At 41.8% G+C, this 24,120-nt stretch carries 20 protein-coding genes; 12 read left to right on the plus strand and 8 right to left on the minus strand.

Annotated elements, in window-relative coordinates:
- Window positions 1-5: 5 nt before the first annotated feature.
- The 9 genes from CRJ00_RS00710 to CRJ00_RS00750 all read left to right on the plus strand — a co-directional run bounded on the left by CRJ00_RS00710 (window position 6) and on the right by CRJ00_RS00750 (window position 9,323).
- A complete protein-coding gene (locus CRJ00_RS00710; protein ID WP_099365024.1) occupies window positions 6-659 on the plus strand; it encodes a phosphatidylserine decarboxylase family protein in 654 nt (217 codons plus the stop codon).
- A 3-nt stretch (window positions 660-662) separates the two neighbouring features.
- Window positions 663-1,688 (plus strand): sensor histidine kinase, encoded by a 1,026-nt coding sequence (locus CRJ00_RS00715; RefSeq protein WP_099365025.1) that lies wholly within the window; start codon window positions 663-665, stop codon window positions 1,686-1,688.
- Window positions 1,689-1,761: 73 nt separating this feature from the next.
- On the plus strand, window positions 1,762-2,409 hold the full coding sequence (locus CRJ00_RS00720) for a DUF47 domain-containing protein (protein WP_099365026.1): 648 nt from the start codon (window positions 1,762-1,764) through the stop codon (window positions 2,407-2,409).
- 37 nt (window positions 2,410-2,446) lie between these two features.
- Window positions 2,447-3,460 (plus strand): inorganic phosphate transporter, encoded by a 1,014-nt coding sequence (locus CRJ00_RS00725; protein ID WP_099365027.1) that lies wholly within the window; start codon window positions 2,447-2,449, stop codon window positions 3,458-3,460.
- Between the two features lie 240 nt (window positions 3,461-3,700).
- Window positions 3,701-5,080 (plus strand): OmpA family protein, encoded by a 1,380-nt coding sequence (locus tag CRJ00_RS00730; RefSeq protein WP_099365028.1) that lies wholly within the window; start codon window positions 3,701-3,703, stop codon window positions 5,078-5,080.
- Window positions 5,081-5,280: 200 nt separating this feature from the next.
- Entirely contained in the window at window positions 5,281-6,690 is a 1,410-nt protein-coding gene (locus CRJ00_RS00735) for a tetratricopeptide repeat protein (RefSeq protein ID WP_099365029.1), read from the plus strand.
- On the plus strand, window positions 6,687-7,433 hold the full coding sequence (locus CRJ00_RS00740; RefSeq protein ID WP_099365030.1) for a shikimate dehydrogenase family protein: 747 nt from the start codon (window positions 6,687-6,689) through the stop codon (window positions 7,431-7,433). The genes CRJ00_RS00735 and CRJ00_RS00740 overlap by 4 nt, the downstream gene beginning before the upstream one ends.
- A gap of 18 nt (window positions 7,434-7,451) precedes the next feature.
- Complete coding sequence (locus tag CRJ00_RS00745; RefSeq protein WP_099365031.1) at window positions 7,452-8,093, plus strand: MBL fold metallo-hydrolase; 642 nt, start codon at window positions 7,452-7,454, stop codon at window positions 8,091-8,093.
- A gap of 3 nt (window positions 8,094-8,096) precedes the next feature.
- On the plus strand, window positions 8,097-9,323 hold the full coding sequence (locus CRJ00_RS00750; protein WP_099365032.1) for an ABC transporter permease: 1,227 nt from the start codon (window positions 8,097-8,099) through the stop codon (window positions 9,321-9,323).
- Window positions 9,324-9,361: 38 nt separating this feature from the next.
- Here CRJ00_RS00750 and CRJ00_RS00755 read toward each other — a convergent pair whose 3' ends face one another.
- The 4 genes from CRJ00_RS00755 to nagB form a co-directional block, all read right to left on the minus strand.
- Window positions 9,362-10,006, minus strand: a complete 645-nt coding sequence (locus CRJ00_RS00755; RefSeq protein ID WP_245153241.1) for a hypothetical protein — start codon at window positions 10,004-10,006, stop codon at window positions 9,362-9,364.
- 83 nt (window positions 10,007-10,089) lie between these two features.
- Window positions 10,090-10,365, minus strand: coding sequence for a NifU family protein (locus CRJ00_RS00760; RefSeq protein ID WP_099365034.1), 276 nt, complete (start codon window positions 10,363-10,365; stop codon window positions 10,090-10,092).
- A 150-nt stretch (window positions 10,366-10,515) separates the two neighbouring features.
- Complete coding sequence (locus tag CRJ00_RS00765; protein ID WP_099365035.1) at window positions 10,516-12,939, minus strand: TonB-dependent siderophore receptor; 2,424 nt, start codon at window positions 12,937-12,939, stop codon at window positions 10,516-10,518.
- Window positions 12,940-13,281: 342 nt separating this feature from the next.
- Window positions 13,282-15,207, minus strand: coding sequence for a glucosamine-6-phosphate deaminase (gene nagB / locus CRJ00_RS00770; protein ID WP_099365036.1), 1,926 nt, complete (start codon window positions 15,205-15,207; stop codon window positions 13,282-13,284).
- 172 nt (window positions 15,208-15,379) lie between these two features.
- Here nagB and CRJ00_RS00775 point away from each other — a divergent pair, with 172 nt between their 5' ends.
- The gene (locus CRJ00_RS00775) at window positions 15,380-16,045 is read left to right on the plus strand and encodes a peroxiredoxin family protein (RefSeq protein WP_099365149.1); all 666 of its coding nucleotides are present in this window, start codon (window positions 15,380-15,382) and stop codon (window positions 16,043-16,045) included.
- Between the two features lie 88 nt (window positions 16,046-16,133).
- Here CRJ00_RS00775 and CRJ00_RS00780 read toward each other — a convergent pair whose 3' ends face one another.
- Window positions 16,134-16,970 (minus strand): ATP-binding protein, encoded by an 837-nt coding sequence (locus CRJ00_RS00780; protein ID WP_099365037.1) that lies wholly within the window; start codon window positions 16,968-16,970, stop codon window positions 16,134-16,136.
- Between the two features lie 169 nt (window positions 16,971-17,139).
- On the opposite strand from CRJ00_RS00780, the gene CRJ00_RS00785 reads away from it, so the two are divergent.
- Window positions 17,140-17,547 carry a hypothetical protein gene (locus CRJ00_RS00785; protein ID WP_099365038.1) on the plus strand — a complete coding sequence of 136 codons (408 nt, stop codon included), beginning with the start codon at window positions 17,140-17,142 and terminating at the stop codon, window positions 17,545-17,547.
- 101 nt (window positions 17,548-17,648) lie between these two features.
- A complete protein-coding gene (uxaC, locus tag CRJ00_RS00790; protein ID WP_099365150.1) occupies window positions 17,649-19,055 on the plus strand; it encodes a glucuronate isomerase in 1,407 nt (468 codons plus the stop codon).
- Here the strand turns inward: uxaC and CRJ00_RS00795 are convergent.
- From CRJ00_RS00795 to CRJ00_RS00805, 3 genes are all read right to left on the minus strand, one after another.
- Window positions 19,052-19,639, minus strand: a complete 588-nt coding sequence (locus tag CRJ00_RS00795) for a TIGR00730 family Rossman fold protein (protein ID WP_099365039.1) — start codon at window positions 19,637-19,639, stop codon at window positions 19,052-19,054. The two genes, uxaC and CRJ00_RS00795, sit on opposite strands and share 4 nt — an antisense overlap.
- Before the next feature lie 84 nt (window positions 19,640-19,723).
- On the minus strand, window positions 19,724-22,144 hold the full coding sequence (locus CRJ00_RS00800; RefSeq protein ID WP_099365040.1) for a TonB-dependent receptor domain-containing protein: 2,421 nt from the start codon (window positions 22,142-22,144) through the stop codon (window positions 19,724-19,726).
- Between the two features lie 90 nt (window positions 22,145-22,234).
- On the minus strand, window positions 22,235-24,109 hold the full coding sequence (locus tag CRJ00_RS00805; protein ID WP_099365041.1) for a PspC domain-containing protein: 1,875 nt from the start codon (window positions 24,107-24,109) through the stop codon (window positions 22,235-22,237).
- Between the last annotated feature and the right edge of the window lie 11 nt (window positions 24,110-24,120).

A 24,120-nucleotide genomic window follows, 5' to 3' on the forward strand; every position in this document is an offset into this window, starting at 1 on the left:
TAATCATGAAATTCCATAAAGAAGGATATACCAGTTTAGCACTTGTTGTTTTATTCATATTCGTGATCTTGGCCATTGGGCATTATTTTGATGCAGGCAAGGTAGTTACCTGGATACTTTATATTATATCTGCGATCTTATTTATCACGATTGTGCAGTTCTTCAGGAGCCCTATAAAAAAGATCAGCATCGATGATGGTGTAATTTTATGCCCGGCGGATGGAAAAGTAGTGGTTATCGAAGAAGCGGAGGAAACGGAATATTTCAAGGAAAGAAGATTGCAGGTTTCGATCTTTATGTCGCCTGTGAATGTGCATGTGAATAGAAATCCTGTTTCTGGAATGGTAAGTTTCTTTAAATATCATCCCGGTAAATTTTTGGTGGCTTGGCATCCGAAGTCTTCCACAGATAATGAACGTACGACGGTAGTGGTAAAACGTGCTGATGGCGTGGAGGTATTGTTCCGCCAGATCGCCGGAGCCTTGGCCAGAAGGATCGTATGGTATGTAAAGGAAGGTCAGGAAGTAAAACAGGGCGATGAATTCGGATTTATCAAATTCGGTTCCCGTGTGGATTTATTCTTGCCTCTGAATGCCGAAATCAATGTTAAAATCAACGATAAAGTGGTAGGTGGAAAAACGGTTATAGCCCGCGTATAATCCATGAATTTCAGATCGCTCATATTGATCATCAGTTTTGTGTTCTCGCTGATCCTGGCGGGCATGAACTTTTATTATGAACGGGATTTCCCAACTTTCATCTTTATTCTCATCCTGAGTTTTATCCTCTCGTTTTCCCTGCTGAACTATGTTTTTCAGAAATTTGTATACGAAAGGATAAAATCTGTCTATAAATTGATCCACAACCTTAAGTTGGGTAAAGAGCTTAAGGATGCCTTAGGTGACCATAAGTCTGACGACCCTATCGGGGATGCGGAGAAAGAGGTTAGGGATTGGGCGAAACAGAAGGCGTCTGAAATTGATCAACTTAAAGCCCAGGAGAAATTCCGTAAAGAATTTCTTTCCAATATTTCACACGAATTTAAGACACCATTGTTCGCTATTCAGGGTTATATCGAAACCTTGCAGGATGGGATGATGGAGGATAATCCGGAAATGGCGGTTAATTTCCTGAATAAGGCTTCTCGGAACCTGGATAGGTTAAGCTATTTGATCCATGACCTGGATGAAATCGCTAAATTGGAATCCGGGGCGGTGCTTATCGAGAAGGAAAAATTTGATCTACAGGTGTTGATCAAGGAGACGCTGGATGACTTGGAATACAAAGCCAACGAACAGAACATTGTTCTTGATTTTAGCTCAAAAGGGAATCACCCGATTTTTGTAAAAGCTGATCGGAAGAAGATACAGCAGGTTTTGGTGAACCTGATCGACAATTCCATCAAATATGGAAAGAGAAACGGAAAAACGAGCATAAAGACTCATCCTTTAATCGATCAGATATTGATCGAGATTACGGATAATGGCCTTGGCATAGAGGAAAAGAACCTGCCACGGGTTTTTGAGCGGTTTTTTAGGACAGATAAAAGTAGGTCGAGGGAGATAGGCGGTTCGGGTTTGGGTTTAGCTATTGTGAAGCATATCATCGAAGCTCATCGTCAAAATGTGCATGTGCGTAGTACTGAAGGCATTGGGACTACCTTTTCTTTTACATTGGAAAAGGCTTAATTGGGGCTATTTATAAAAACTTAACATTAAATTAACATTAAGTCCATATTTTTGCGCTACTAAAATTCAAAATATGTCGTTGAATAGCATTTTTCAATACTTCGTTCCGAAGGACAAAAAATTCTTCCCTTTATTTGAGCAAGCTGGCTCGAATTTGATCGAAATGGCTAAGTTATTAAAAGAGAGTGTTCACACCTCTGATCTACAACTTAGAAAAAACAATTCCAAATTGTTGGAAGACCTAGAACACAAAGGGGATAACCTAACCCACCAGATCCATTTAGAACTCGGAAAAAACTTTATTACTCCATTTGACCGTGAAGATATCCACGCTCTTGCGAGCTCATTGGATGATGTTGCTGACTTTATCCATGGTGCTTCAAACCGTATGGAACTATATAAGGTAGAAAACCCGAGTGATGCGATGAAAGAAATTTCAGATCTTATCGTAGAAGCTACCGAACATGTTGCTAAAGCATTATTTGAACTGAAAGACCTGAAAAACATCAGAAATATTACGGATTCTTGCGTTCGTATCAACAGCGTGGAGAACAAAGCGGATTATATTTTTGATAAAGCTGTAGCTGATCTTTTCGAATATGAGAAGGATGCGATCAACCTGATCAAGAACAAAGAGGTATTATCGGCCATGGAAGATGCTACCGATAAATGTGAAGACGTTGCCAACGTATTAGAAAGTATCCTAGTGAAAAACGCGTAATCGTTTTTTAACCTTTATTTCATTACAAAATTTTATCATGGGGATAACCACATTATTAGTTGTCGTGATTGTTTTGGCGATTGCCTTTGATTATATCAATGGTTTTCATGATGCCGCAAACTCCATCGCGACCATCGTATCGACCAAAGTGCTTACGCCATTTATGGCGGTTCTTTGGGCGGCAATTTTCAATTTCGTTGCTTATTTCGTATTTACTGACCATAAGGTTGCCAATACGATCGCCAAGACGGTAATTGAAGAGTACATCACCCTCGAGGTGATATTCGCCGGCCTCGTCGCGGCCATTTCTTGGAACTTATTCACTTGGTATTATGGAATTCCATCCAGTTCGAGCCATACATTGATCGGCGGTTTTGCCGGTTCGGGGATGGCTTTCGCTGTTTTCCAAGGTGTAAATCCAATTGAAGCCATTAACTTGAGTGCTACATTAAAGATCTTATCTTTTATTATCCTAGCGCCTCTAGTAGGTATGACGATTTCGATCATCATTACTTTAATTATTATCAATATCTGTAAAAAAGCGCGTCCGGCAGTTGCTGAACGTTGGTTCAAGATCCTGCAATTGATTTCATCAGCAGGGTTGAGTTTTGCTCATGGTGGTAATGATGCACAAAAGGTAATGGGTATCATCGCTACGGCATTGATTGCGCAAGGCGTAATAGGTACATTTGAAGAAATGCCTGAGTGGGTGCCATTGGCCTGTTATGCGGCTATCGCTGCAGGAACCATGAGTGGCGGTTGGAAAATCGTGAAGACCATGGGAACTAAGATTACAAAAGTAACGCCTTTGGAAGGGGTTAGTGCGGAAACAGCAGGTGCGATTACCTTAGGTATTACGGAACATTTTGGTATTCCGGTTTCCACGACACATACTATTACCGGTGCGATCATTGGGGTTGGTGTAGTGAAAAGGGTATCGGCTGTTAGATGGGGAGTAACCATTAGTTTATTATGGGCATGGATTCTAACCATACCTGTGAGTGCCTTATTAGGTGGCCTTACCTTGGCAGTTATCCATTACATCTTGTAGCAAAAAGGCTACAAGGGGATTAACCTTGTGTCAATTTTATTGAATTGGAACAAAGTTTTATCAAAAAATTTGCGTTATAAAATGTTAATAACTATTTTTACGCAGAAAAAGCACCGTTTTTAGTATTGAAAATACGCTTTTTAAGTTTTAACATTTTTTGGCATCGTTATTGTTAAGTTATGTTAAATTGATTAACAACTAGAAACAATTAAAAATTTTAATAACCTTAAAAAAAAGAGTATGAACTATTCTACAATTAAAAAAACAGCTGTTGCAGCTTCTTTAGTAGCCGCTTTAGGTTTCGCTGAGACTGCACAAGCACAAACCCCAACAGTATTTGGTGGTAGAGGTCAGTACAGAACTTGGTCTATCGGTGTTCAAGGTGGTATTACTACTCCTAACACTATCTTAGGTGGTCAGAACGGTTTTGGTCAAAAAGTAGGTTACTTCCAAAATAAAGTGGGTGAGTACTATGGTTTAACTATCCGTAAACAATTCTCACACCTATTCGGTTTAGAATTAGAAGGTAACCGTGGTCGTATCAAAACATATAACCATGAAATGGTTACTACTCCAGAAACTGCTAATGGTGCAAGATCTGCTGAGACTGCAGTTAACTGGGCTGCTAGCTTAAATGGTGTATTCCAATTAGGTACTATCGACTTCATGAGAAGAGAGAATGCTGTTAACTTCTACGCTAAAGTAGGTATGGGAGTTATGGCTCATAACCCAGTACAATACTCAACTACTGATTTCTCTGGAACTCCTGTATACAACAACGAAGGTAATTGGGGTGAAGAAGTATTCGGTGACCGTACTGATGTTGGAGATCGTGACAACCGTTTAACAGGATTTATCCCTGTAGGTGTTGGTGTTAAATTCAAATTATCTGAAGTTGTTGCCTTGAACTTAGGTTACACAATGAACTTCACTGATGATAACTTGTTATACGGACCAGTTCGTTACGACGGAAAACAAAAATTCTCTAACCTATACGGTGGTTTAGAATTCACTTTAGGATCTCGTGATAAAGAGAACTTAACGTTCACTAACCCAGTTGCTACTTTATATGATGAGTTGAAAGACCCTTCATTACGTAACGAAGTTGAAGCTTTAAAACAACGTGTATCCACTTTAGAAGGTACTGTTGATCAATTGAGCAAAGACTCTGATGGTGACGGTGTATCTGATAAATTTGATAAATGTCCAGGAACTCCTGCAGGTACTGTAGTTGATGGTTCAGGATGTCCAATCAAATTCCCAGAGCAACAATTAACTGATGGTACTGTTTCTTCAGGATACTATGCTCCAATTCAATTCGAATTTGATAGCTCTGTATTGAAAACTGAATCTTACGCTACCTTAGATAAATTAGCTCAAGAATTGAAAGCTAACAACTCTAACGTAACTTTAGATGGATACGCATCTGCAGAAGGTACTGAAGCTTACAACATGAACCTTTCTAACGACCGTGCAAACGCAGTTAAACAATACTTAGTAAATGCTGGAGTTTCTGCATCAAGCATCACTGCTACAGGTTACGGAGAAGCTAACCCAGTTGCATCTAACGCTACTGAAGAAGGAAGAATCCAAAACCGTCGTGTTGAAATCAAAAAATAATTATTAGCAATAATAATTAACACATAAAGAGGTGCCGGTTCAACAACCGGCACTTTTTTTATGCATAAATTTTACTTTCCTACCCACTGACAGTCATAGGATTGTGGATATGTTGAAAATAATATGATACGTTCCGTAATTTAATTTGCTATTTTCAACAAGGGAAAGAAGTTAATCGATAATTTTAAAGGAGGAGAAAAATGGAAGAAGACTTTGAATTTGAATCACCTGAAGAGCAAAAATTCTCAGTTGATCGTTATGAAGAGATGCTGAGGAATGAAGATCAATACTTTTTCGATGCCAAGGCTTTTGAAAGCATCATTGACTATTACATAACGAAAAATGACTCCGTAAAAGCTCTACAAGTTATTGAATTCGCCGCGGCTCAACACCCATTTGAAACAACATTCTTATTAAAAAAAGCCCAACTATTGGCAAGTACCATGCAGTACGAGCAAGCGTTGGAAGCTTTGACCAAAGTGGAATTCCTAGAGCCTTCGGAAGCCGACATCTATCTAATCAAGGGAACAATTTTCTCCGCCATGCAGGATCATGAACTTGCGGAAGAAAACTTCTTCAAGGCATTATCATTAAGTGATGCCAAAGACGAGATTTACTATCAGATAGCCGGTCTATACCAGATGCAGGGGCATTATGCCAAAGCCATTCATTATTTAAAGAAATGTTTAAAAATTAACAATGAAAACCAGGATGCCCTATACGAAATAGCCTTCTGCTATGATGTATTGGAGCAACAGGAAGAAAGTATCGCATTTTATAAGCAATATATAGATACCGATCCTTATTCCTATGCTGCATGGTACAACCTGGGCAATGCACATCATAAATTAGAACAATATGCGGCCGCCATAGATGCATACGATTATGCAATCCTTATCAAGGATAATTTCTCATCGGCCTATTATAATAAAGGAAACGCATTGGTCAATCTAGATCGATATGCGGAAGCCATCGAAGTATATAAACATACTTTTGAATACGAACCCCCAACCGCCGATACCTATTGCGCGATTGGTGAATGCTATGAAAAATTGGAACAGATGGATGAAGCCCGTTCCTATTACAAGAAGGCGGTAAAACTGGATAGCAATCAAAGCGATGCCTGGTTTGGAATCGGTGTAACACTTGATTTTGAGGAACGCTATTTCGAATCCCTGCATTTCTATAAAAAAGCATTGGATATCGATGATGAGAATCCGGACTACTGGTTTGCCATTGCTGATGCTCGATACAAATTGAAACAATACGATGAGTCCATCGAGGCCTATACCAAGGTAGTGGAATTGAACAGTACCGATATCGAAGCCTGGTTAGACTTTTCATCGTTATTGTACGAATTGGGCAAATTGCAGGAAGCTACCGAAGTTATTGCTGAGGCCATCAAATGCAACCCGGATGAAGCGGTCCTTTATTACCGCATGGTCGCCTACCTTTTTGCTGCAGGAAAATATAACGACGCATTGAATTATCTGGAAATCGCCTTGAACAGCGACCCTGAGAAACATTACATCTTATTCGAATACCTTCCGCAGTTACAGGGTAATCCGATAATTTTAGATATCATCAAAAAGTACTCCGAAGGAAAATGAAATACTTAGGATTGATAGGATATCCCCTGGGACATTCCTTTTCCAAAAAATACTATTTAGATAAATTTGATAAAGAAAACATACAGGGTATAGACTACGATCTATACCCTATTTCTGATATCGAAAAGTTCCCAGAACTTTACACCTCCAATCCTGATTTCTACGGTGTCAATGTAACTATTCCTTATAAAAAGGATGTCATTCCTTATTTGGATGAGCTATCGGAAGAAGCAAAGGTAATCGGGGCGGTCAATTGCATTCAGATCAAACGACAAGAGAATGGAAGGCCCTATTTAAAAGGTTTCAATACCGATGCCTATGGCTTCGAGCAATCGCTATTGCCCTTCCTCAAACCTGAGCACAAAAAAGCCCTGATACTAGGAAATGGTGGAGCGACCAAGGCCGTTAAGTATGTATTGGATAAACTTCGCATCCCCTACCAAGTCGTAAGCAGGACCAAAGACGCAGAAAACATCAGTTATGCTGATCTTACCGACAGTATCATTTCACAACATCAAATCATTATCAACTGCTCGCCTGTGGGCACTTATCCCAACATCGATCAATGTCCGGACATCCCCTATGAAGGCATTGGACCAGATCATCTGCTTTATGACCTGATCTATAATCCCGAAGAAACCCTGTTCCTCCAAAAGGGAAAGGCGCGGGGGGCCGCCATCAAGAATGGATTCGAAATGCTGGTATTGCAGGCGGAGAAAAACTGGGAAGTCTGGAATCAATAATAATTCCTATTTTTGGATATGCTACATATCAAAACGTTCACCTTTAACCCTTACCAGGAGAATACCTATATCATCTATAATGATGAGAAAGAATGCATCATTGTAGACCCTGGCATGCATAATTACCAGGAAGAAGAAGTCTTCAAATCCTATGTAGAACAGCAAAACCTCAAACCCATTGCCCTGATCAATACACATGGCCATATCGACCACGTTTTGGGCAATAGATTTATCTATGAAACCTATGGCCTAATGCCACAATTCCATGAACTGGAGCTTCCATTGGTCGTTCAAGTGCAGAATTACGCGCCTCAGATGGGCATACGATATGAGCCATCGCCAATCCCGGAAACCTTTTTAAAGGAAACCGATCAATTGAAAATTGGTGATGAAACCATTTCCTTGATCTTCGCTCCAGGGCATTCCCCTGGTCATTTATGTCTGTACAGTAAAGACCATGGCTTTCTGATCGGTGGAGATGTCCTTTTTCATCGCAGTATCGGCCGCACAGACCTTCCAGGAGGCAATCATCAGCAGTTATTGAACAGTATTGCCCAGAATATCTACAGCCTGCCTGAGGAGACGGTAGTCCATCCAGGCCATGGTCCTTCAACCACGGTTGCGGAAGAGAAACAGATGAACCCTTTTATCCGCGCATAAACCATGAGGTTACCTGTATTCTTCGCCAAGCGCTATCTATTTTCCAAAAAATCAGTTAATGCCATCAACATTATCTCCGGAATCAGTGTGGTCGGTGTTCTGGTCAGTACAGCAGCCTTGGTCATCGTGCTATCATTCTACAACGGCTTGGAGAAGTTTATCCTGTCGCAATACAGCATATTCTCACCCGAGCTGCGAATAGAACCGTCCAAAGGGAAAGTCTTTTCCAGCCAGGGCGAAAAGTTCAAGCAACTTCGCGAAAACCCAAATATCTCCTCCTATAGTGAGGTTTTGGAAGATAAAGTACTTGCAGAATACAACCATCAACAATTCATTGGAAAGATCAAAGGGATTGAACCCGAAAGCATCAAAAGCCACGCAACACAGGATATGTTGTTTGCGGGGAATCTTTCCATTCAGGGCGACAGTATAAATTTTGGGATATTGGGGGCTCAGGTACAGGCCAATCTGCAAGTGCCCTTACGTGGGGCAGACGATCAGGTGCTTCTGCATATTCCTGACAAAAATGCTTCTCCAAACAATATAAATCCCTTGGAGGATATCCGTTCCAGACCGATCACCCCGAATGCCATCCTCCGGTTCCAACCCGGTTTCGATGACCTCATCATCGTTCCTATAGATTTCGCGAAGGACCTATTGAACGAACATCAGCATATCTCAGCCATTGAGCTGTTTGGGAAGAATGATAACGATCCGAAATTAAAATCCGAGATCCAGCATTTATTAGGTGATGATTTTCTGGTCAAAAACAGGGAACAACAAAATCCGACGCTATACAAAACGGTGAGATCCGAGAAATGGATCGTCTTTTTTATCGTCACCATCATCGGCATCATCGCCATCTTCAATATCATTGGTTCCTTGACCATGCTGGTGATCGACAAGAAACAGGATGTAGTCGTGCTAAAAAGCCTAGGCGCGAATGATGGGCTGATCCAGAACGTCTTCTTCTACCAGGGGATCATGATCGCTTTGATCGGAAGCCTTGTGGGTGCTGCAATCGGTCTCGTTTTTTGTTGGCTGCAGGAACGTTATGGCTTGGTTACCACCAATGAGGGATCCCTTTTTGATGCTTACCCTGTGGATGTCAGATACAGCGATATCTTCCTGATCCTATTGACGGTGATGTTGGTATCCACACTGGTGTCCTATCTTGCATCAAGATTGAACATCAAAGGTTTCAACAAAAGAACCATGTTGGAATCCTAATAACAGCATTCCCAATTCTAAAGAATTTAAAAAAAGAATTAGTATTTCAATCGTTCGCGGCTATAATCACCACGCTTGATCTGGTTGATCAATTGTCCCCAAGCAAATGGGTTCAACAAAGGATTGTTGAAATTCTGATTGATGTTTCTATTCGACATGTTAAGATGTCTTTGCATGCTGTTAAAAGCCTGGATTTCTCCAGCGCTACGTGGCAAAATACGAGATAACGAAGCAATAGACTCTGCGGAGGTATTCCTTTTGGCCGACATCAGATCATCACTGTACACATTCATGGCCAGGAACTCCCTATTGAACTCCTCAATACTCGCCCAAGGCAAAGGTCTGCCAAGCGTGATCACAGGAAGTTCTTCCACTAAAGGTTCCAATTCGATCTTTGCGGTATATTTATCCGAACTCACATTAGGGATGGTGAATTTAACGGGGGCATATCCAATGGAGGAGAATTCGATCACATCGCCTACATGGGCAACAAAAGAGAAGTAACCCTCATGGTTTGCCGCATAGGTTTCATTCAGGTAGCTAGAATTTTTAACGGTAACAAAAGGGACTGCGATTTCAGTGCCCTGAGCATAGGTAAACCCAGAAAGCTGCACTATTTTTCGCTGTTGTGCACTTGCCTGCAAACAAAAAACAAATAGGGTAGCCATTAAAATATATTTCATCCAGGTTTTCATCTTTCCCACAAAACTAACACATTAATTCATAGACCGTTGTTAAATTGTGTTAACCGTATCTAAAAATTTTATTACAATTGGTTTGGGGTAATGGCATTAGGATCGTTCATGTCCGTTAAATTGATGGCTTCCACCGCTACAATCTCGGGAACGGCCTTTTTGATCGCTTGTTCCAAACCGGCTTTAAAAGTCATGATACTCATGGAGCAATTAGCACATGTGCCCAACAGCTTCAATTTAACAACATTGTCGGGGGTAATCTCCTCTATAGATACATTTCCTCCATCTGTTTCCAGATAGGGCCTAATGGTATCTAATGCCTGCTCAACTCTCTCTAATAGATTCATGTTCAAAAAAATAATCTTTTTATAGGGTAAATATAGCTAATTTTTAACAAATGTTCAAAGCGGCCTATATTGCTATAGAACCGCTCTCAAACAATTAATAATTGATTTGGTTGAATATTATATCCGCTGATAATAACCAAAATCTATATTTTAAAACCTATAGCTTAAAGTCGTGGTAAAACTGCGCGGAGGTATAGGGTTCACACTATAGTTTTCATGCACGTAATAGTTGAAGGTATTTCCGATATTGCTCACTTTAGCCAAGATATTCCATTTACCATATTGATATCCCGCAGAAAAATCAAAGGTGGTAAAAGCCCCGATCGGAATAATCCTGTCCAGACCATCGCGTTGATTAGCTTTTGTGGTATTCCAACCTGCGTTTCGTTTTCCGGTGTAGAATACGGAAGCTCCCAGTTTCAACCCTTTGGCCGCTCCATCCTGAAAGGTATAAAATACCGTTCCGTTGGCCGTATGGGCAGTGGTTCCGACCAATCGCATATCCTCCAGGATACCATTTTCATTGGTCTCCAAGTAGCGCATATAGTTGTAGGCATATCCAGCAAGTACATCAAGTCCTTTGGCCAATTCCCCTGCCACATCCAGTTCCACACCATCAGAAGCTGATCTTCCTGTAAACTCTTTCATATTACTATCGGCCACTTTACCATCATCTCCGATGATGGTCTGTGCATACCGATTATTGATGATCTTATACCAGGTCACGTTCGTCGATAAGCGTCCTTGGAAAAAATCATTCTTGATCCCAGCCTCGTATTGATCCAATAGCGATGGTCCCATCGGTTGATAGTTCACATCATAGCCCGAATTCGAGATGAAATTATTGGCGTAACTTACATACAGACTTGTTGCCTTCAACGGTTGATAAATCAAGGCAAATTTAGGTGACCAGGCTTTATCCACCTTATCGCCCATATCCACTTTATCTTTACCAGGGTTCTCCGTTACGCTGGTCGTATTGGTTTTATAATCATAAACCTCACTTCTACCTGTTTTCTGATAGGTATATCGGATACCCGCCAAAACCTTAAACTGATCCGTAATCGATAGCAAATCCTGCACAAAAACCCCGTATCTGCTGATATTGGTATTCGTTCGTGTCTTCAGGTCTGCCGTAGGCATATCCGAGCGCATGCCACTTGCATAAGGATCAAAAACATTGATGTTATCATAGGCCGTACTTGGCGCCACATTCTCGCCGGTTCCATTGGCGAAGATGTTGAAAGCATAATTCTTGACTTTGGATTGATCCGCATCTGCACCCACCAAGACCTGATGTTGGAAGATACCTGTCTGCAGTTTCCCGGTCAGGTTCAGTTGTTGGTTGAAGGTCAGTTCGTCCTGTTCCGAACGGTTCAGTGCCCGGGGAGCAATCCCTTGCGCATTCGCCTGAATACGTTCAGAACCATAATAATCCCGAAGGTATTTCTGATAGCTGGCCAACACATTCAATTTCCAATCGTCGGAAAATTGATGGCCAAAATCCACCTGTGCATTGGAAGAATTGGTTTTATTGTATGCCCAAGGCACATTGATAAAACTATTTCTACCCACTTTTTCATTTATTTTTCCCTCTACGGAGCCTATTCCAAAATCGGGTGTAAAATCACTCTTGAGATAATCAAACATAACATTGATGTCCGATTTATCCGATATTTTGTATAATAAAGAAGGGTTTACATACAACCTTTTGGATTCTACCTGATCGCGGTAACTCTCTGCGTAGCCACCTGTACCCACAATCCGGAAAGCCAATTTTTGGGATAATGGGCCATAAACATCCACCATGGGCTTGTATTGGTTATAACTACCGATTCGCATGGCCACCTCTCCACCATGTTCAAACTTTGGTTTCTTGCTGATCAGGTTCACCACTGCCCCGCCGGTCACTCCGCCATACAGCAAGGCCGCACTTCCTTTTAAGATCTGAACAGACTCCAGGGTACTCGCCTCGATGGATCCTCCATTATTGGTCCTCGCCCCATTCTTAAATATATTATTCGTTCCTAAGCTATACCCTCTCGCATAGAAATTCTCATTCACACCACCTCTATTGGCACCCAAGGCTACTCCATTGGCATTCTTCAAGGCATCGCTCAACACATTGATCTGTTGATCCGAAATCACTTGGCTATTGATGACCTGTACCGCTTGCGGAAGGTCTAGATCTTTCACCCCCGATTTACTGACCTCCAAGGAACGATGGTTCACCGAATTGTACCCCTTTACATCGATCTGCTCGATCTGTTGATTATTTTGTTGCAAGATCAGCGCCGATAATTCCGTGATTGTTCCCTGTGGAACAACAGCAAGTTCTTGTTTTTGAAATCCAATGCCCGTAAATTGCAATTGAAATGTTCCTGCAGTTGGGATATAGAGTTCATACTCGCCCTGATCATTGGTTTTTGTATGCTTGTTCGATCCATGAACACTGATTCCCGCCAAGGATTCGCCTTTTTGGTTAAGAATCTTTCCCTTTACGGTTGTTTGGGCATCCACTTCCTGTGCAATTGCCATTGCCGCTAAGAGGATAAATAGTTTCGTGAGCTTCATCTTTATTTGTACTAAATCTAAATAGTAGGCAAAAATAAGCTCCAGCGCGCTACCAAAAAATAAAGAATCCGACAAAAAGCTTCAAAATCCGAAATTTTTTAGTCCGCGAGAGTGTTTAGGTTCGTATTGAAAGCATACTGAAAAGTAATGTAAAAGTATGCTTTTAGTAAATCAGCATATTAAAAACGTGCTTTAAGAATGCTTTAACCTTGTTTTTACCTCGAAAACATCCCATTTACATAGGAAAAACATAGACTACATCGCAAGAAAAAAGCCGGATCAAACATTGCTATCTGATCCGGCTTCGATATGTATGCTTACTTCTAAAGTAATTCTTAATGCCTACTCATCGAAGTTCCAGCGAACAAAAGCTTCGATGGCTTCGTAGTTTGCCAATCCCAATTGATGGTAAAGGCCAGCGGTTTCACTAGTACGGTCTTCTGCACGCACCCAGAATTCTCTTGGATCATCTCCGGGGAAAACTGGAAGATCCTTTTGTGATTGATGCTTGAAGATCGCCAAACGCTTGCGTTTAACCTCTTGCGGCGACAGAGGAACCGCCATTTCAATCTCGTGGATTGGGTATTCATGCCATGCACCGCGGTATAACCACAACCAACAGTCTTTCGTCCATTCGTCCGTTTCGCGAAGGCGTTTCAAGGCTTCTAAAATAATATCGAAACAAACCTTATGCGTTCCATGCGGATCAGCGAAATCACCGGCCGCAAATACCTGTTGAGGTTTTACTTGGCGCAATAATTCCATGGTCTGCTGGATATCGTCCTCAAAGTCGATCTCTTTGGAGAATTTTCCACGGTCATAGAACGGAAGGTCCATGAAGTGGATATTTTCATCCGGAAGGCCTACGAAACGTGCACCGGCAATTGCTTCCCCTTTGCGGATCAATCCTTTAATGGTACGTACGATTTCAGGATCTACCTGATTTGGTTTCTTAACTTTGAAAAACTCGCGGGAGTCATCGTAGATTTTACGGGTAACCCCATTATCATCTTCCACTGCAACAGCGAAATCCTGTACAAATTCTAAATAACGCAATACATCATCGTCCCAAACGGCGGTATTACCGGAGGTTTGATAAGCTACATGGACATTATGTCCTTGATCGGCCAAACGGATGAACGTACCTCCCATCGAGATCACGTCATCATCCGGGTGTGGCGAAAAAAGGATCACATTCTTACGGGCAGGTTCCGCGCGTTCTGGGCGGTTGGTATCATCGACACCTGGTTTTCCTCCTGGCCAACCCGTAATGGTACGTTGCAGCTCGTTGAAGATACGGATGTTGATACTGTAGGCAGTACCCTGTTCCGTAATCAACTGCGCCATGCCATTATTGTTATAATCGTCGTCGGTCAATTTAAGGATGGCCTTGTCCAAATGAAGGGACAACCAAACCACCGCTTTCTTCACCAAAGTATCATCCCATTCCACGTCGTGCGCCAACCATGGAAGGTTGAAACGCGTAAGTGCGGAAGCAGCATCTTGATCAAGAACAAATTCTACATTGTCCGACATCTGTAGGTAGGTAGCCGGGATATCGGAAGAGATTTCGCCTTCCACTGCTTTTTTAACGATTTCGGCTTTTTTCTCGTTCCAAGCCATCAACACAATTTCCTTTGCTTTGAAAATTGTTCCAACCCCCATGGTAATCGCTTTCGTTGGTACATTTTCCTTACCACCGAAATCGCGTGAAGCATCTCTACGGGTAAGGTCATCTAAGGTTACCAAGCGCGTACCAGAGTTAGGTGCAGAACCCGGTTCGTTGAAACCGATGTGGCCTGTACGTCCAATACCTAAAATCTGGATGTCCAATCCTCCTAAGCTGGAAATCTTTTGCTCATACGCCATACAGAACGCCTGTACGTCTTCTGGAGCCAAAGTGCCATCAGGAATGTTAATGTTTACTTTTGGGATGTCGATGTGATCGAACAGGTTTCTGTTCATGAACACCACATAACTTTGCTCTGCTGTAGGTTGCATTGGATAGTATTCATCCAAATTGAAGGTAACGACGTTACTGAAACTTAAACCTTCTTCTTTGTGTAACCTCACCAATTCCTTGTAAACCTTTACTGGAGTAGCACCTGTTGCTAGTCCAAGTACAGCCTGCTCCCCTTTTGCCTGCTTGCCTCTGATGAGGTTTGCGATGCGTTGAGCGACTTGAATAGAAGCTTCCTCTTGAGTGGGGTATACCGTAACTGGTACTTTCTCAAATCGGGTTTCTTCTAATAAATTTAATCTTGCCATTTAAATTAAAAAATACCTTAGTGAGTTTCAAATTTAACAATTTAAAATCCCTCAAACGCAAAAAATGCAATTTCTTTTTCAGATTTATTGAAAATATGTTATAATTTTTACATGTTAATGCGTTTAAATGAAAGGCTTATCTTTATTTTTGATAGATAAAATTTGTAGAACTATGAAAAGTATATGGTTTTTGCTGATGTTGGTGCCGTGTTTGGTATTTGGGCAGAGCAAGGAGGAGATGATCGCGCAGGTAAAGGCAAATCCGAAAGATGCGAATTCGTTACGGTTGATCCAACGGATTGGTGGGTATGACCCGGAATATGTAGAATTGAACAATCTGTTTAAGAAATTGGATAAGAAGGTAAGGAAATCGAATGATGGATTGTTGTTTGAAAGATACTTAAAGGCGTTGAAAAGTACGCAGATCGGGAAAAAGGCACCGAGTATTACGCAGTTGAACTTGGAGGGAGACCCTTATTCTTTGTCGGATCTGAAGGGGAAATATGTATTGATCGATTTCTGGGCGTCCTGGTGTCCGGATTGTAGGAAACAGGTTCCTGCTTTGTTGGAGACTTATGGGAGGTTTAAAGACAAGAATTTTGAGATCTTAGGGGTTTCTTTTGATCGGGAGTATGAGCCTTGGGCAAAATATGTGAAGGAGCAGAATTTGGCCTGGAAACATGTTTCGGATTTGCAGAACATGAATAATTCTGCAGGACAGACTTATGGGGTTCGGGCGATTCCGCAGAATGTGCTGGTGGATCCGAATGGGATTATTATCGGAAGGAATTTGCACGGCGAGGATTTGAATGCTTTATTGGCGGAGGTGTTGAAGTAAGGAAGGCCACGTCATTACGAGGAACGAAGCAATCTTTTATACGAATAGAAAGATTGCTTCGTCGTGCCTCCTCGCAATGACGCGGTACCTACAAGCTCAACTGATAAGCGATCACTGAGTTATTCAAAAAAGTAGGCACATATAAAATCTTTTCCTTTGCATTATACCCCAAATCTGCGGTATTCATTTTCCCTTGCACATCCAACAACTCCTTCACTTCCCCATTTGCAGAGATATGATATATCAACCCACCCCAACAAGTCACCAAGAAACTCCCATCACCCACAGGTTCCAAACCATCACCACCAAGTTTCAATCCCTTCGCAATAACCGTTTTCTTTTTATTATCAATTTTCCATAATTCTGGACCTGCCATCGCGTATAAACTTCCATTGATCACTTTCAGCCCATTCACACTTGGCACATCGCTCATATAAAGACTTGGTCTATTATTCTGGAGCATATATATTTTTCCTTCCCTAGTATCCGACACAAACACCTTTCCTGACGCATCCACGGTAACATCATTTAAAAATACTGCCCCTTCTATTTTTATCTGGTTGATCACATTCCCGGTAATAATATCTATCACCACGACCTCATTGATGTCCGCCACATATAATTGATCCTTATACAAAGCCATTCCCTTTGGTGCGTTCAACCCTTCCATCCAAGTTGCATTTTTCAGGCTGCCATCCATGTTCAAAATCGCTACCCCACCTTTTCCATCAGCAGCAGACCCATCACCATCAATCAAGGAAACAAAAAGTTCATTACGTTCTGGAACATATAGAACAGACTCTGGAACAGGTAACTGTTCTTTAGACTCCCATAAGGGCGCCAATTTAGCCTGCCCATGAGATTGCATGGATGATCCTAATAAAGAAGAACTTAATAAAGCAGCGGAAAGAAATAAAGATCTCATAGTTAAAATGTTTGTTTTCACTAAATTAACAAATTAATGCAAGAAAAGTTCAACCCCCCTATTTCACATTAACCCAATCGAAAATTAATATTCTATTAACGCAAGAAAATTCAGGTAAACCTCTGTATTTACAGCTACTAACTAATTATTAAACTCTAATTATTATAATATGCTTGAAGCACTTTGGATCCTCATCAACTTGGCCTTAGTCTTTTATGGATTTTACCTTACGATAAAATCAATTGGCTATCTCTATAAAGCAAAAGGTGTTTTTCCTGCCATAATTCTAGTATTATTCAAATTGTCATCATTCGCTCAAATAAGCGATAGACACGATGAAAAATACGAAATCAACAATCTTACGTTCATCATTAAAAACCACGAACAACTATTAGAAAACAATTTGGTAACAAAAGTTATTCTGCGTGTCAGGAGTGCAGATGGCCAAACTAAACTCCTGCTTTCTAAGAATGGACTAGTACCCGGATTAGATTATGAAATCGAAAATGCTACATTATACCCAGACCACATTCAATTGAACGTATTTAAAAGCTGGAAAATTTTGGCCTCACTTTGATAACCATTATAAAAATTATAAGGTAAACATCAATAAATAAAGATTATTTCTTAATTTCATTCCTTATAATTTAACCATTCACCCTAAATTTAATGGAGAGCATAAAACCTTTCTTAGACGAGCATTTTCTATTACAGAGCAGCATTGCAGAAGAACTATATCATCAGTATGCCAAGGATCTACCAATCATAGATTACCATAACCACCTACCACCCGATCAGGTTTCGGGGGGCCATCAGTTTGAAAACATCACCCAGGCTTGGCTATATGGCGATCATTATAAATGGCGGGCAATGCGTGCGAATGGGGTCAATGAGCATTATATTACCGGTGAAGCTTCGGATATAGAAAAATTCCAGAAATGGGCCGATACGGTTCCCTATACCATGCGGAACCCTTTATACCATTGGACCCATCTGGAACTACAGCGCTATTTTGATGTGCGGGAAACTTTACACTCCAACAATGCGGAAAGTATCTTCCATGATTGCAATGAAAAATTAAGAGATCCCGCCTATAATGTGCACGGCCTGTTGAATAAGATGAATGTGGAGATAATCTGTACCACGGATGATCCGATCGATAGCCTGGAATTCCATCAATCATATGCTCAGCATCCATCTTCCTTCAAGATGTTTCCTGCTTTCCGACCGGACAAGGCGATGAGCCCGGAGCATCCGGAGAACTTTAACCAATATGTCGACCGCTTGGGCGAGGTTTGCAACCTGGAGATACAGAATTTCCAGAAATTCCTGGATGCCCTAAAGGCTAGGCATGATTATTTTGCAGCCAATGGCTGTTGCCTTTCCGACCATGGCTTGAGCCACCTCTATGCGGAGGATTATACGGATGAGGAAATCGCCAAGATATTCCAAAAGGTCAGGGGCGGATCTCACTTGATGCACGACGAGATCAACAAGTTCAAATCGGCCATGTTGGTGCATTTTGCGGCTTGGGACTACGAAAAAGGTTGGGTACAGCAGTTCCATGTGGGTGCTTTCCGGAATACCAATACTTGGGCATTGAAGAATTTAGGTCCAGATACGGGGTTCGATAGTATTGGAGATTACAAACAGGGAGAAGCCATGGTGCGCTTTTTCGGAAATATGGCTGCCCGGGAGCAGCTCGGAAAAACCATCATCTATAACCTGAATCCATCCGATAATGAGCTGTTCGCGGCGATGGCCGGGAATTTCAATGATGGCGAGATCATCGGAAAAATGCAGTTCGGATCCGGTTGGTGGTACAACGACCAAAAAGAAGGGATGACCAGACAGATCAATGCCCTTTCCAATATTGGCCTATTGAGCCGCTTTGTGGGTATGCTGACAGATTCCAGGAGTTTCCTTTCCTTCCCTCGACATGAATATTTCAGACGTTTGCTCTGCAATATCTTCGCGGAGGACATCAAAAATGGCGAATTACCGCATGATATGCCATGGATCGGAAAAATGATCCAGGATATCTGTTATTATAATGCCAAATCCTATTTCCCGTTCCAGGGTTAGGATCTTTCCAGGTTGAGCCATTTAGGCACTTCAGGGGCAACATAAGCATCCATTTTATCCAAAAGATCATGGATATTGTTGGCATAGAGCAACATGTCCTGGTTTTCCTTTTTCAAGAGCCCTGCATCCACCATATGTTTGATGAACTGGATAAGATGATCGTAGAATCCATCCACATTCAATAGCCCGACGGGTTTTTGATGCAGTCCCAATTGCCCCCAGGTCAGCATTTCGAAGAGTTCTTCCATGGTACCGAATCCTCCGGGCAGCGCAATAACCGCATCGCACAGGTTATTCATCTTTGCTTTACGTTCATGCATGGTATCCACTTCGATCAGTTGGCTGATTCCGGTATGACCTATCTCCTTGCTGTTCAGAAATTTTGGGATCACACCGACCACCTGACCGCCATTCTCCATCACGCTATCCGCAATTCCGCCCATCAAACCTACTCTTCCTCCGCCATAAACCAATTGAATGCCCTTTTCGGCAAATACCTTCCCCACCATGCGGGCGGCTTCCATATATACTTTTTCGTGGCCTGGACTTGAGGCACAGAACACCACAATCTGTTTTAATTTCATGCTGCAATCTAGCAATTTTATCAAAATAAAAGGCCGGAGGCGGGGAGCCAACGACCTTTATTAACTAAACATTGAAACAAAATCTTAATTTGCCCTATTGGTTTCCTCGTTGTTCGATTCCTTCTTGCGGAATTGTTGTTTCAGGTTACCAAACTTATAGGTATATGTCAATCGCACTGTCTGGTTATCATTATATTGCCTAAAAGTGGATTGGAATTCATTGAAATCTGTACTTACGGTATTTTTATTTGTCCTGAAAATATCGGTCACTGCCAATTTCAGGGAACTGCGTTGGTCATTGAAATTATAGTTCATCCCAGCATCGATGTTCCATCTACCGTGAATCTTGTACACATTGTATAGGAATGGTGTGCTACCGTTAAAGCTCAATTCTGCCGATAGGGCGCTGTTGATCTTAAAGGTATGCATACTGTTTGCTTGGATAAAGAAGGAACCAAGGTCTGCATAATACCCTGCGATCGGTCCTTTAAAGTGCATGTAAATACCGGTGAAGTTATTGTTCATCGTCCAGAACTTACCAACCCGGTAAGGGGCATTGATGTTGATATAGGATGTGCTTGTTTTCGCCAAGTTATCACGTGTTATCCAAGTTTCGTTGCTAATGGAATCCTGACCTAGACTTTCCACCATCGCATCGTTCGTGATATCGGTACCTAAGGTAAAGTTGAACATCTGCATCAGGGTATAGGTCAATGTCAATCCATGCGTATACTGTGGTTTTACATAAGGGTTACCTTCCTGGTAAGTCAACTTATCAATATAATAACGGAAAGGATTCAAGAACCTATAATTCGGTCTGGTGATCTTTTTCGCATAGCCAAAGTTAAGGATATGGTTCTGACTGATGTTATACCCTACATTTGCAGAAGGGAACAGGTCAAAATAATCCCGTTTTACGCGGTTGTTCTTGGTTACGGAATTACCATCCGAAATGGTATATTCTCCGCGTAAACCTGCTTTCAACGACCATTTTCCGATGGCTCTGCTGTAATCCGCATAGGCGGCTGCAATCTGTTCGGTATAGATGAACAGGTTCGAGCGATTGGCGATGTCTACCCAGTCCCCAGCCTGCGTTAAGGAATCAAACTGCAGGTTATTATCGGATTTTACATTACTGTATTTCAGTCCGGTTTCTATTTTACCCTTTCCAACGATTTTCTCTAAATCTAATTTGGCCACATAGATATCGATGGCCGATGGCATGGCTGAACGTTCTTTTTGAACTGGATAATAAAGACTGCCATCCGGTCTTTCGGTTCTATAGATATAATCATTGTCGTTGCTGTTCTTGAACATGCTCCAATCAAAATCAAATACCAACCTGCTACCTAATGTATCCAATTTATACTCGTTGTTAAAGTTGGTCGAGTATCTGTTGAAACGATTATCACTGATGGCGGTGGTTCTTAGGATAGAATCTACGACCGAAGGGTTTTTGGAAATATCGGTATTGGAAATATTCTCACTGATCTCCTCGTTATTGTTTCCGGTGAACTGGAGCATCATGGTATTCCTGTTGGAAGTCTTCTGCTCCACGCCGAATCTATAATTGTGGTTCTTTTCGGTTTCCACCAAGAAAGCCTCCTGATTAAAATCGGTGGAAACATTGCCATTGGCGATGGTGCGTTCCAGATCAAGATCAAATTGACGTTTGTTCTGGGTATAGGCATAAGAACCGAACAAGGTGGTATTGTTCTTTTTATAGTTGAGGTTTAAGCTGGAGTTCCCACGGTAGTGTTCGCCTTTGGCGCCACTCACCAAGAATGTTCCATTAAATCCTTCTAAATTGTTCTTTTTCATCACGATATTGATAGAGCCTACCGCACCTTCCGCATCATCTTTTGCGGAACGTGTGGTACTTACTTCCACACTTTTGATCATACTACCATCGGTAGATTTCAGGAAAGTAGCCAATTGCTCTCCCGTCATAAAGGTTTGTCGCCCATCGATGGTAATTGTTACACCTTGCTGTCCCATTAATTGCAGATTATCGTCCTTATCGACGCTTACCCCTGGCGCTCTTTTCAAGACCTCCAAGGCATTGTTACCTGCAGCAACGGTGGAATTCTCCACGTTAAGGACCAGTTTTCCATTTTTGCTCTGAACCATGGGAACTTGTCCCTGAACCGTTACGGCTTCAATAGCTTGGCTCTGTGGACTCAATTGGATAGTAGGCACCTGGATATTTTTATCGCCCAATTCAAAAACGGACGATTTTGTCACGGCAAAACCTACCGATGTCACTTGGATGTAATAGCTTCCTTTAGGGGCTTTTAATATACTGTAATCGCCATTCTCATCGGTTACTGCCGTTTTGATCAGCACGTTTGCTGATGACGACATCAGGTAAACCGAAGCGGAGGCTACTGGTTGATTGCTTGCATTGATGACTTTGCCCTTTACATCCGCATCCTGCATGCCCGCAAATGATTGGCCTATCATCCCGACAAGCATCAAAATAAAGAGGGTAATTGTTCTTCCCATGATTAGTTTTTATATGTTTTCAAAGTTTGGTTTTATTTAATAGACGAAGCTTCCTTTCTATAGGTTGCTTCGTCTATGTTATTTTTTTGTTTAGCTATTACCCTGAGCGTCCCGGATCTGTTTCTTAACCTCATCCTGCGCTTCTTTGATCTGCTTGAAGGCCTCTCTCTGCGCTTCTTTTGCTTCTTTCTGCGCTTCCTTCAAGGCTTCCTTCGCTTCTCGCTGTGCCTCTTTAACGGCATCTTCTGCTTCTTCTTTGGCATCTTTCTCCGCTTCTTCCGCCTCTTCTTTAGCGTCTTCCAAAGCTTTTAAACGCTCTTCTTCCATTTTCTTCACACAACGCAATCCCGCTTTGGTCATGATCCATTCTGAAAGTTTCTCGCCTTCATTGTTCGGACAGTCATAAGCCCAAATATCCTGCACCTTGTTTTCTACATTGTCGTTGATCATCACTTTTGTACCGATTGGTAGGAACATTTTGATGCTCACGTGCTGATCCCTAATGATCGGTTGTTTAAGGATCGAGAAATGGCTGTCGAAAAGGATATTTTCTCCGTTCTGCTGTACCTGGTATTTGATCTGGGAAGCACGTGCTGATGCATCACCATAACTGTTTCCTCTCGAAAAATAATTGTACTGCATATAAGGCGCCTTCAAGGAATCAATGGCTTCGAAACGGATTCCGATATTGTCCCTTAATACCCCGGATATGGTTTTTCCATTCCTGGTCACCTCAAATTTATTGGATCTGAAATCCTCATCCGAAGCTTTGATCACTCGAACATCATTTAAGGAAATGGTATACTGGGCTTTTTTCTCCAATGGTTTTTCCACACTGATCGTACTTTCCTCTTTAAATTCCTGATTCGTAACGATCACCATATATAGGATCACGATGATGGAACCTACCCAAGCGGCAAACATGGAAACACTTGCATAATTATTCAATGGACTTCCTTTGAACAATACCCTCAACATCAGGAAGAAAAAAGCCAAGAAAGGAATACCGATAGCTAAAAATCCTGCTGTTATCGCGATGAATGCAGAGGTTGGCTCCAATATTTCCAACGGTGGAAAGTAGATGTCATTATCATATCCCATGATGTTCAGTACATTGAACACCCAGAAGATGAACAGACCAACAACGGTCGCTCCAGACACAAACAAACCAATGGATGCAAATATCTTACCTATAATCGAGAAGGATCTACCTATCACATCACCTGCCGAACGTGCTCCTCGATTAAACTGCTCGCCGGCGCCCGAAAAATTTTCCCGTACATTCTTCATCTCTTCATCGAACGATTTCTTGAAGTTATGCAGGTTTGCCTGCTCCCCACGCATCGCCAATTTATCTGCCCGTGTTAATGCTTTCGGCATGACCGCCCAAAGTACAAAGTATAATAACACCCCTGATCCTCCGAAAAGGAAAAACAGAATGAAGATGATCCTTACCCATTTCGATTCGATGTTGAAATATTGCGCCAAACCGCTACATACCCCACCGAAAACCTTATCGTCCATGTCGCGCATCAATCTTTTCGACATGGTATAATTCGCAAAGCTCGATTCGTTATCAACGGGCTCTTCTTGTGTAGCATTCGGCTCTTCTGCAAAAGTAGGCTCTCCCTCCGCTTGGAATGTGTTCGCTTCAGTACGTGCTTCCGAACGGTTTTCGTTCTGGATTTCATCCTCTAATTCCGAATCGAAATCACTTACGCGTCCCATTTGGGCGATGACTTCATTGACATCTTCCATGTTGATGACTTCCTTACGCCCGCTATGGATGCGCTCGGAAAACATTTCAGCAATACGGTTTTCGATATCTTCAAGGATTTCTCGGCTATCCTCTGATTTTCCAAAGTGCCTCTTGATCTCGATCATGTAGGCCCTTAGGGTCTCGTATGCATCCTCCTCTATGTGGAAAACGATACTATTTATATTAATGATGATGGTCTTGTTCATGACAGTATTTA

Origin of the sequence: Sphingobacterium sp. 1.A.4, assembly GCF_002734245.1 — a bacterium.
Lineage (GTDB): Bacteria > Bacteroidota > Bacteroidia > Sphingobacteriales > Sphingobacteriaceae > Sphingobacterium > Sphingobacterium tenebrionis.

Bases quoted from the DNA above. Each gene is read 5' to 3' on its own strand.
- CRJ00_RS00710 (WP_099365024.1), top strand. From the start codon at position 6: ATGAAATTCCATAAAGAAGGATATACCAGTTTAGCACTTGTTGTTTTA.
- CRJ00_RS00715 (WP_099365025.1), top strand. From the start codon at position 663: ATGAATTTCAGATCGCTCATATTGATCATCAGTTTTGTGTTCTCGCTG.
- CRJ00_RS00720 (WP_099365026.1), top strand. From the start codon at position 1,762: ATGTCGTTGAATAGCATTTTTCAATACTTCGTTCCGAAGGACAAAAAA.
- CRJ00_RS00725 (WP_099365027.1), top strand. From the start codon at position 2,447: ATGGGGATAACCACATTATTAGTTGTCGTGATTGTTTTGGCGATTGCC.
- CRJ00_RS00730 (WP_099365028.1), top strand. From the start codon at position 3,701: ATGAACTATTCTACAATTAAAAAAACAGCTGTTGCAGCTTCTTTAGTA.
- CRJ00_RS00735 (WP_099365029.1), top strand. From the start codon at position 5,281: ATGGAAGAAGACTTTGAATTTGAATCACCTGAAGAGCAAAAATTCTCA.
- CRJ00_RS00740 (WP_099365030.1), top strand. From the start codon at position 6,687: ATGAAATACTTAGGATTGATAGGATATCCCCTGGGACATTCCTTTTCC.
- CRJ00_RS00745 (WP_099365031.1), top strand. From the start codon at position 7,452: ATGCTACATATCAAAACGTTCACCTTTAACCCTTACCAGGAGAATACC.
- CRJ00_RS00750 (WP_099365032.1), top strand. From the start codon at position 8,097: ATGAGGTTACCTGTATTCTTCGCCAAGCGCTATCTATTTTCCAAAAAA.
- CRJ00_RS00755 (WP_245153241.1), bottom strand. From the start codon at position 10,006: ATGAAATATATTTTAATGGCTACCCTATTTGTTTTTTGTTTGCAGGCA.
- CRJ00_RS00760 (WP_099365034.1), bottom strand. From the start codon at position 10,365: ATGAATCTATTAGAGAGAGTTGAGCAGGCATTAGATACCATTAGGCCC.
- CRJ00_RS00765 (WP_099365035.1), bottom strand. From the start codon at position 12,939: ATGAAGCTCACGAAACTATTTATCCTCTTAGCGGCAATGGCAATTGCA.
- nagB (WP_099365036.1), bottom strand. From the start codon at position 15,207: ATGGCAAGATTAAATTTATTAGAAGAAACCCGATTTGAGAAAGTACCA.
- CRJ00_RS00775 (WP_099365149.1), top strand. From the start codon at position 15,380: ATGAAAAGTATATGGTTTTTGCTGATGTTGGTGCCGTGTTTGGTATTT.
- CRJ00_RS00780 (WP_099365037.1), bottom strand. From the start codon at position 16,970: ATGAGATCTTTATTTCTTTCCGCTGCTTTATTAAGTTCTTCTTTATTA.
- CRJ00_RS00785 (WP_099365038.1), top strand. From the start codon at position 17,140: ATGCTTGAAGCACTTTGGATCCTCATCAACTTGGCCTTAGTCTTTTAT.
- CRJ00_RS00795 (WP_099365039.1), bottom strand. From the start codon at position 19,639: ATGAAATTAAAACAGATTGTGGTGTTCTGTGCCTCAAGTCCAGGCCAC.
- CRJ00_RS00800 (WP_099365040.1), bottom strand. From the start codon at position 22,144: ATGGGAAGAACAATTACCCTCTTTATTTTGATGCTTGTCGGGATGATA.
- CRJ00_RS00805 (WP_099365041.1), bottom strand. From the start codon at position 24,109: ATGAACAAGACCATCATCATTAATATAAATAGTATCGTTTTCCACATA.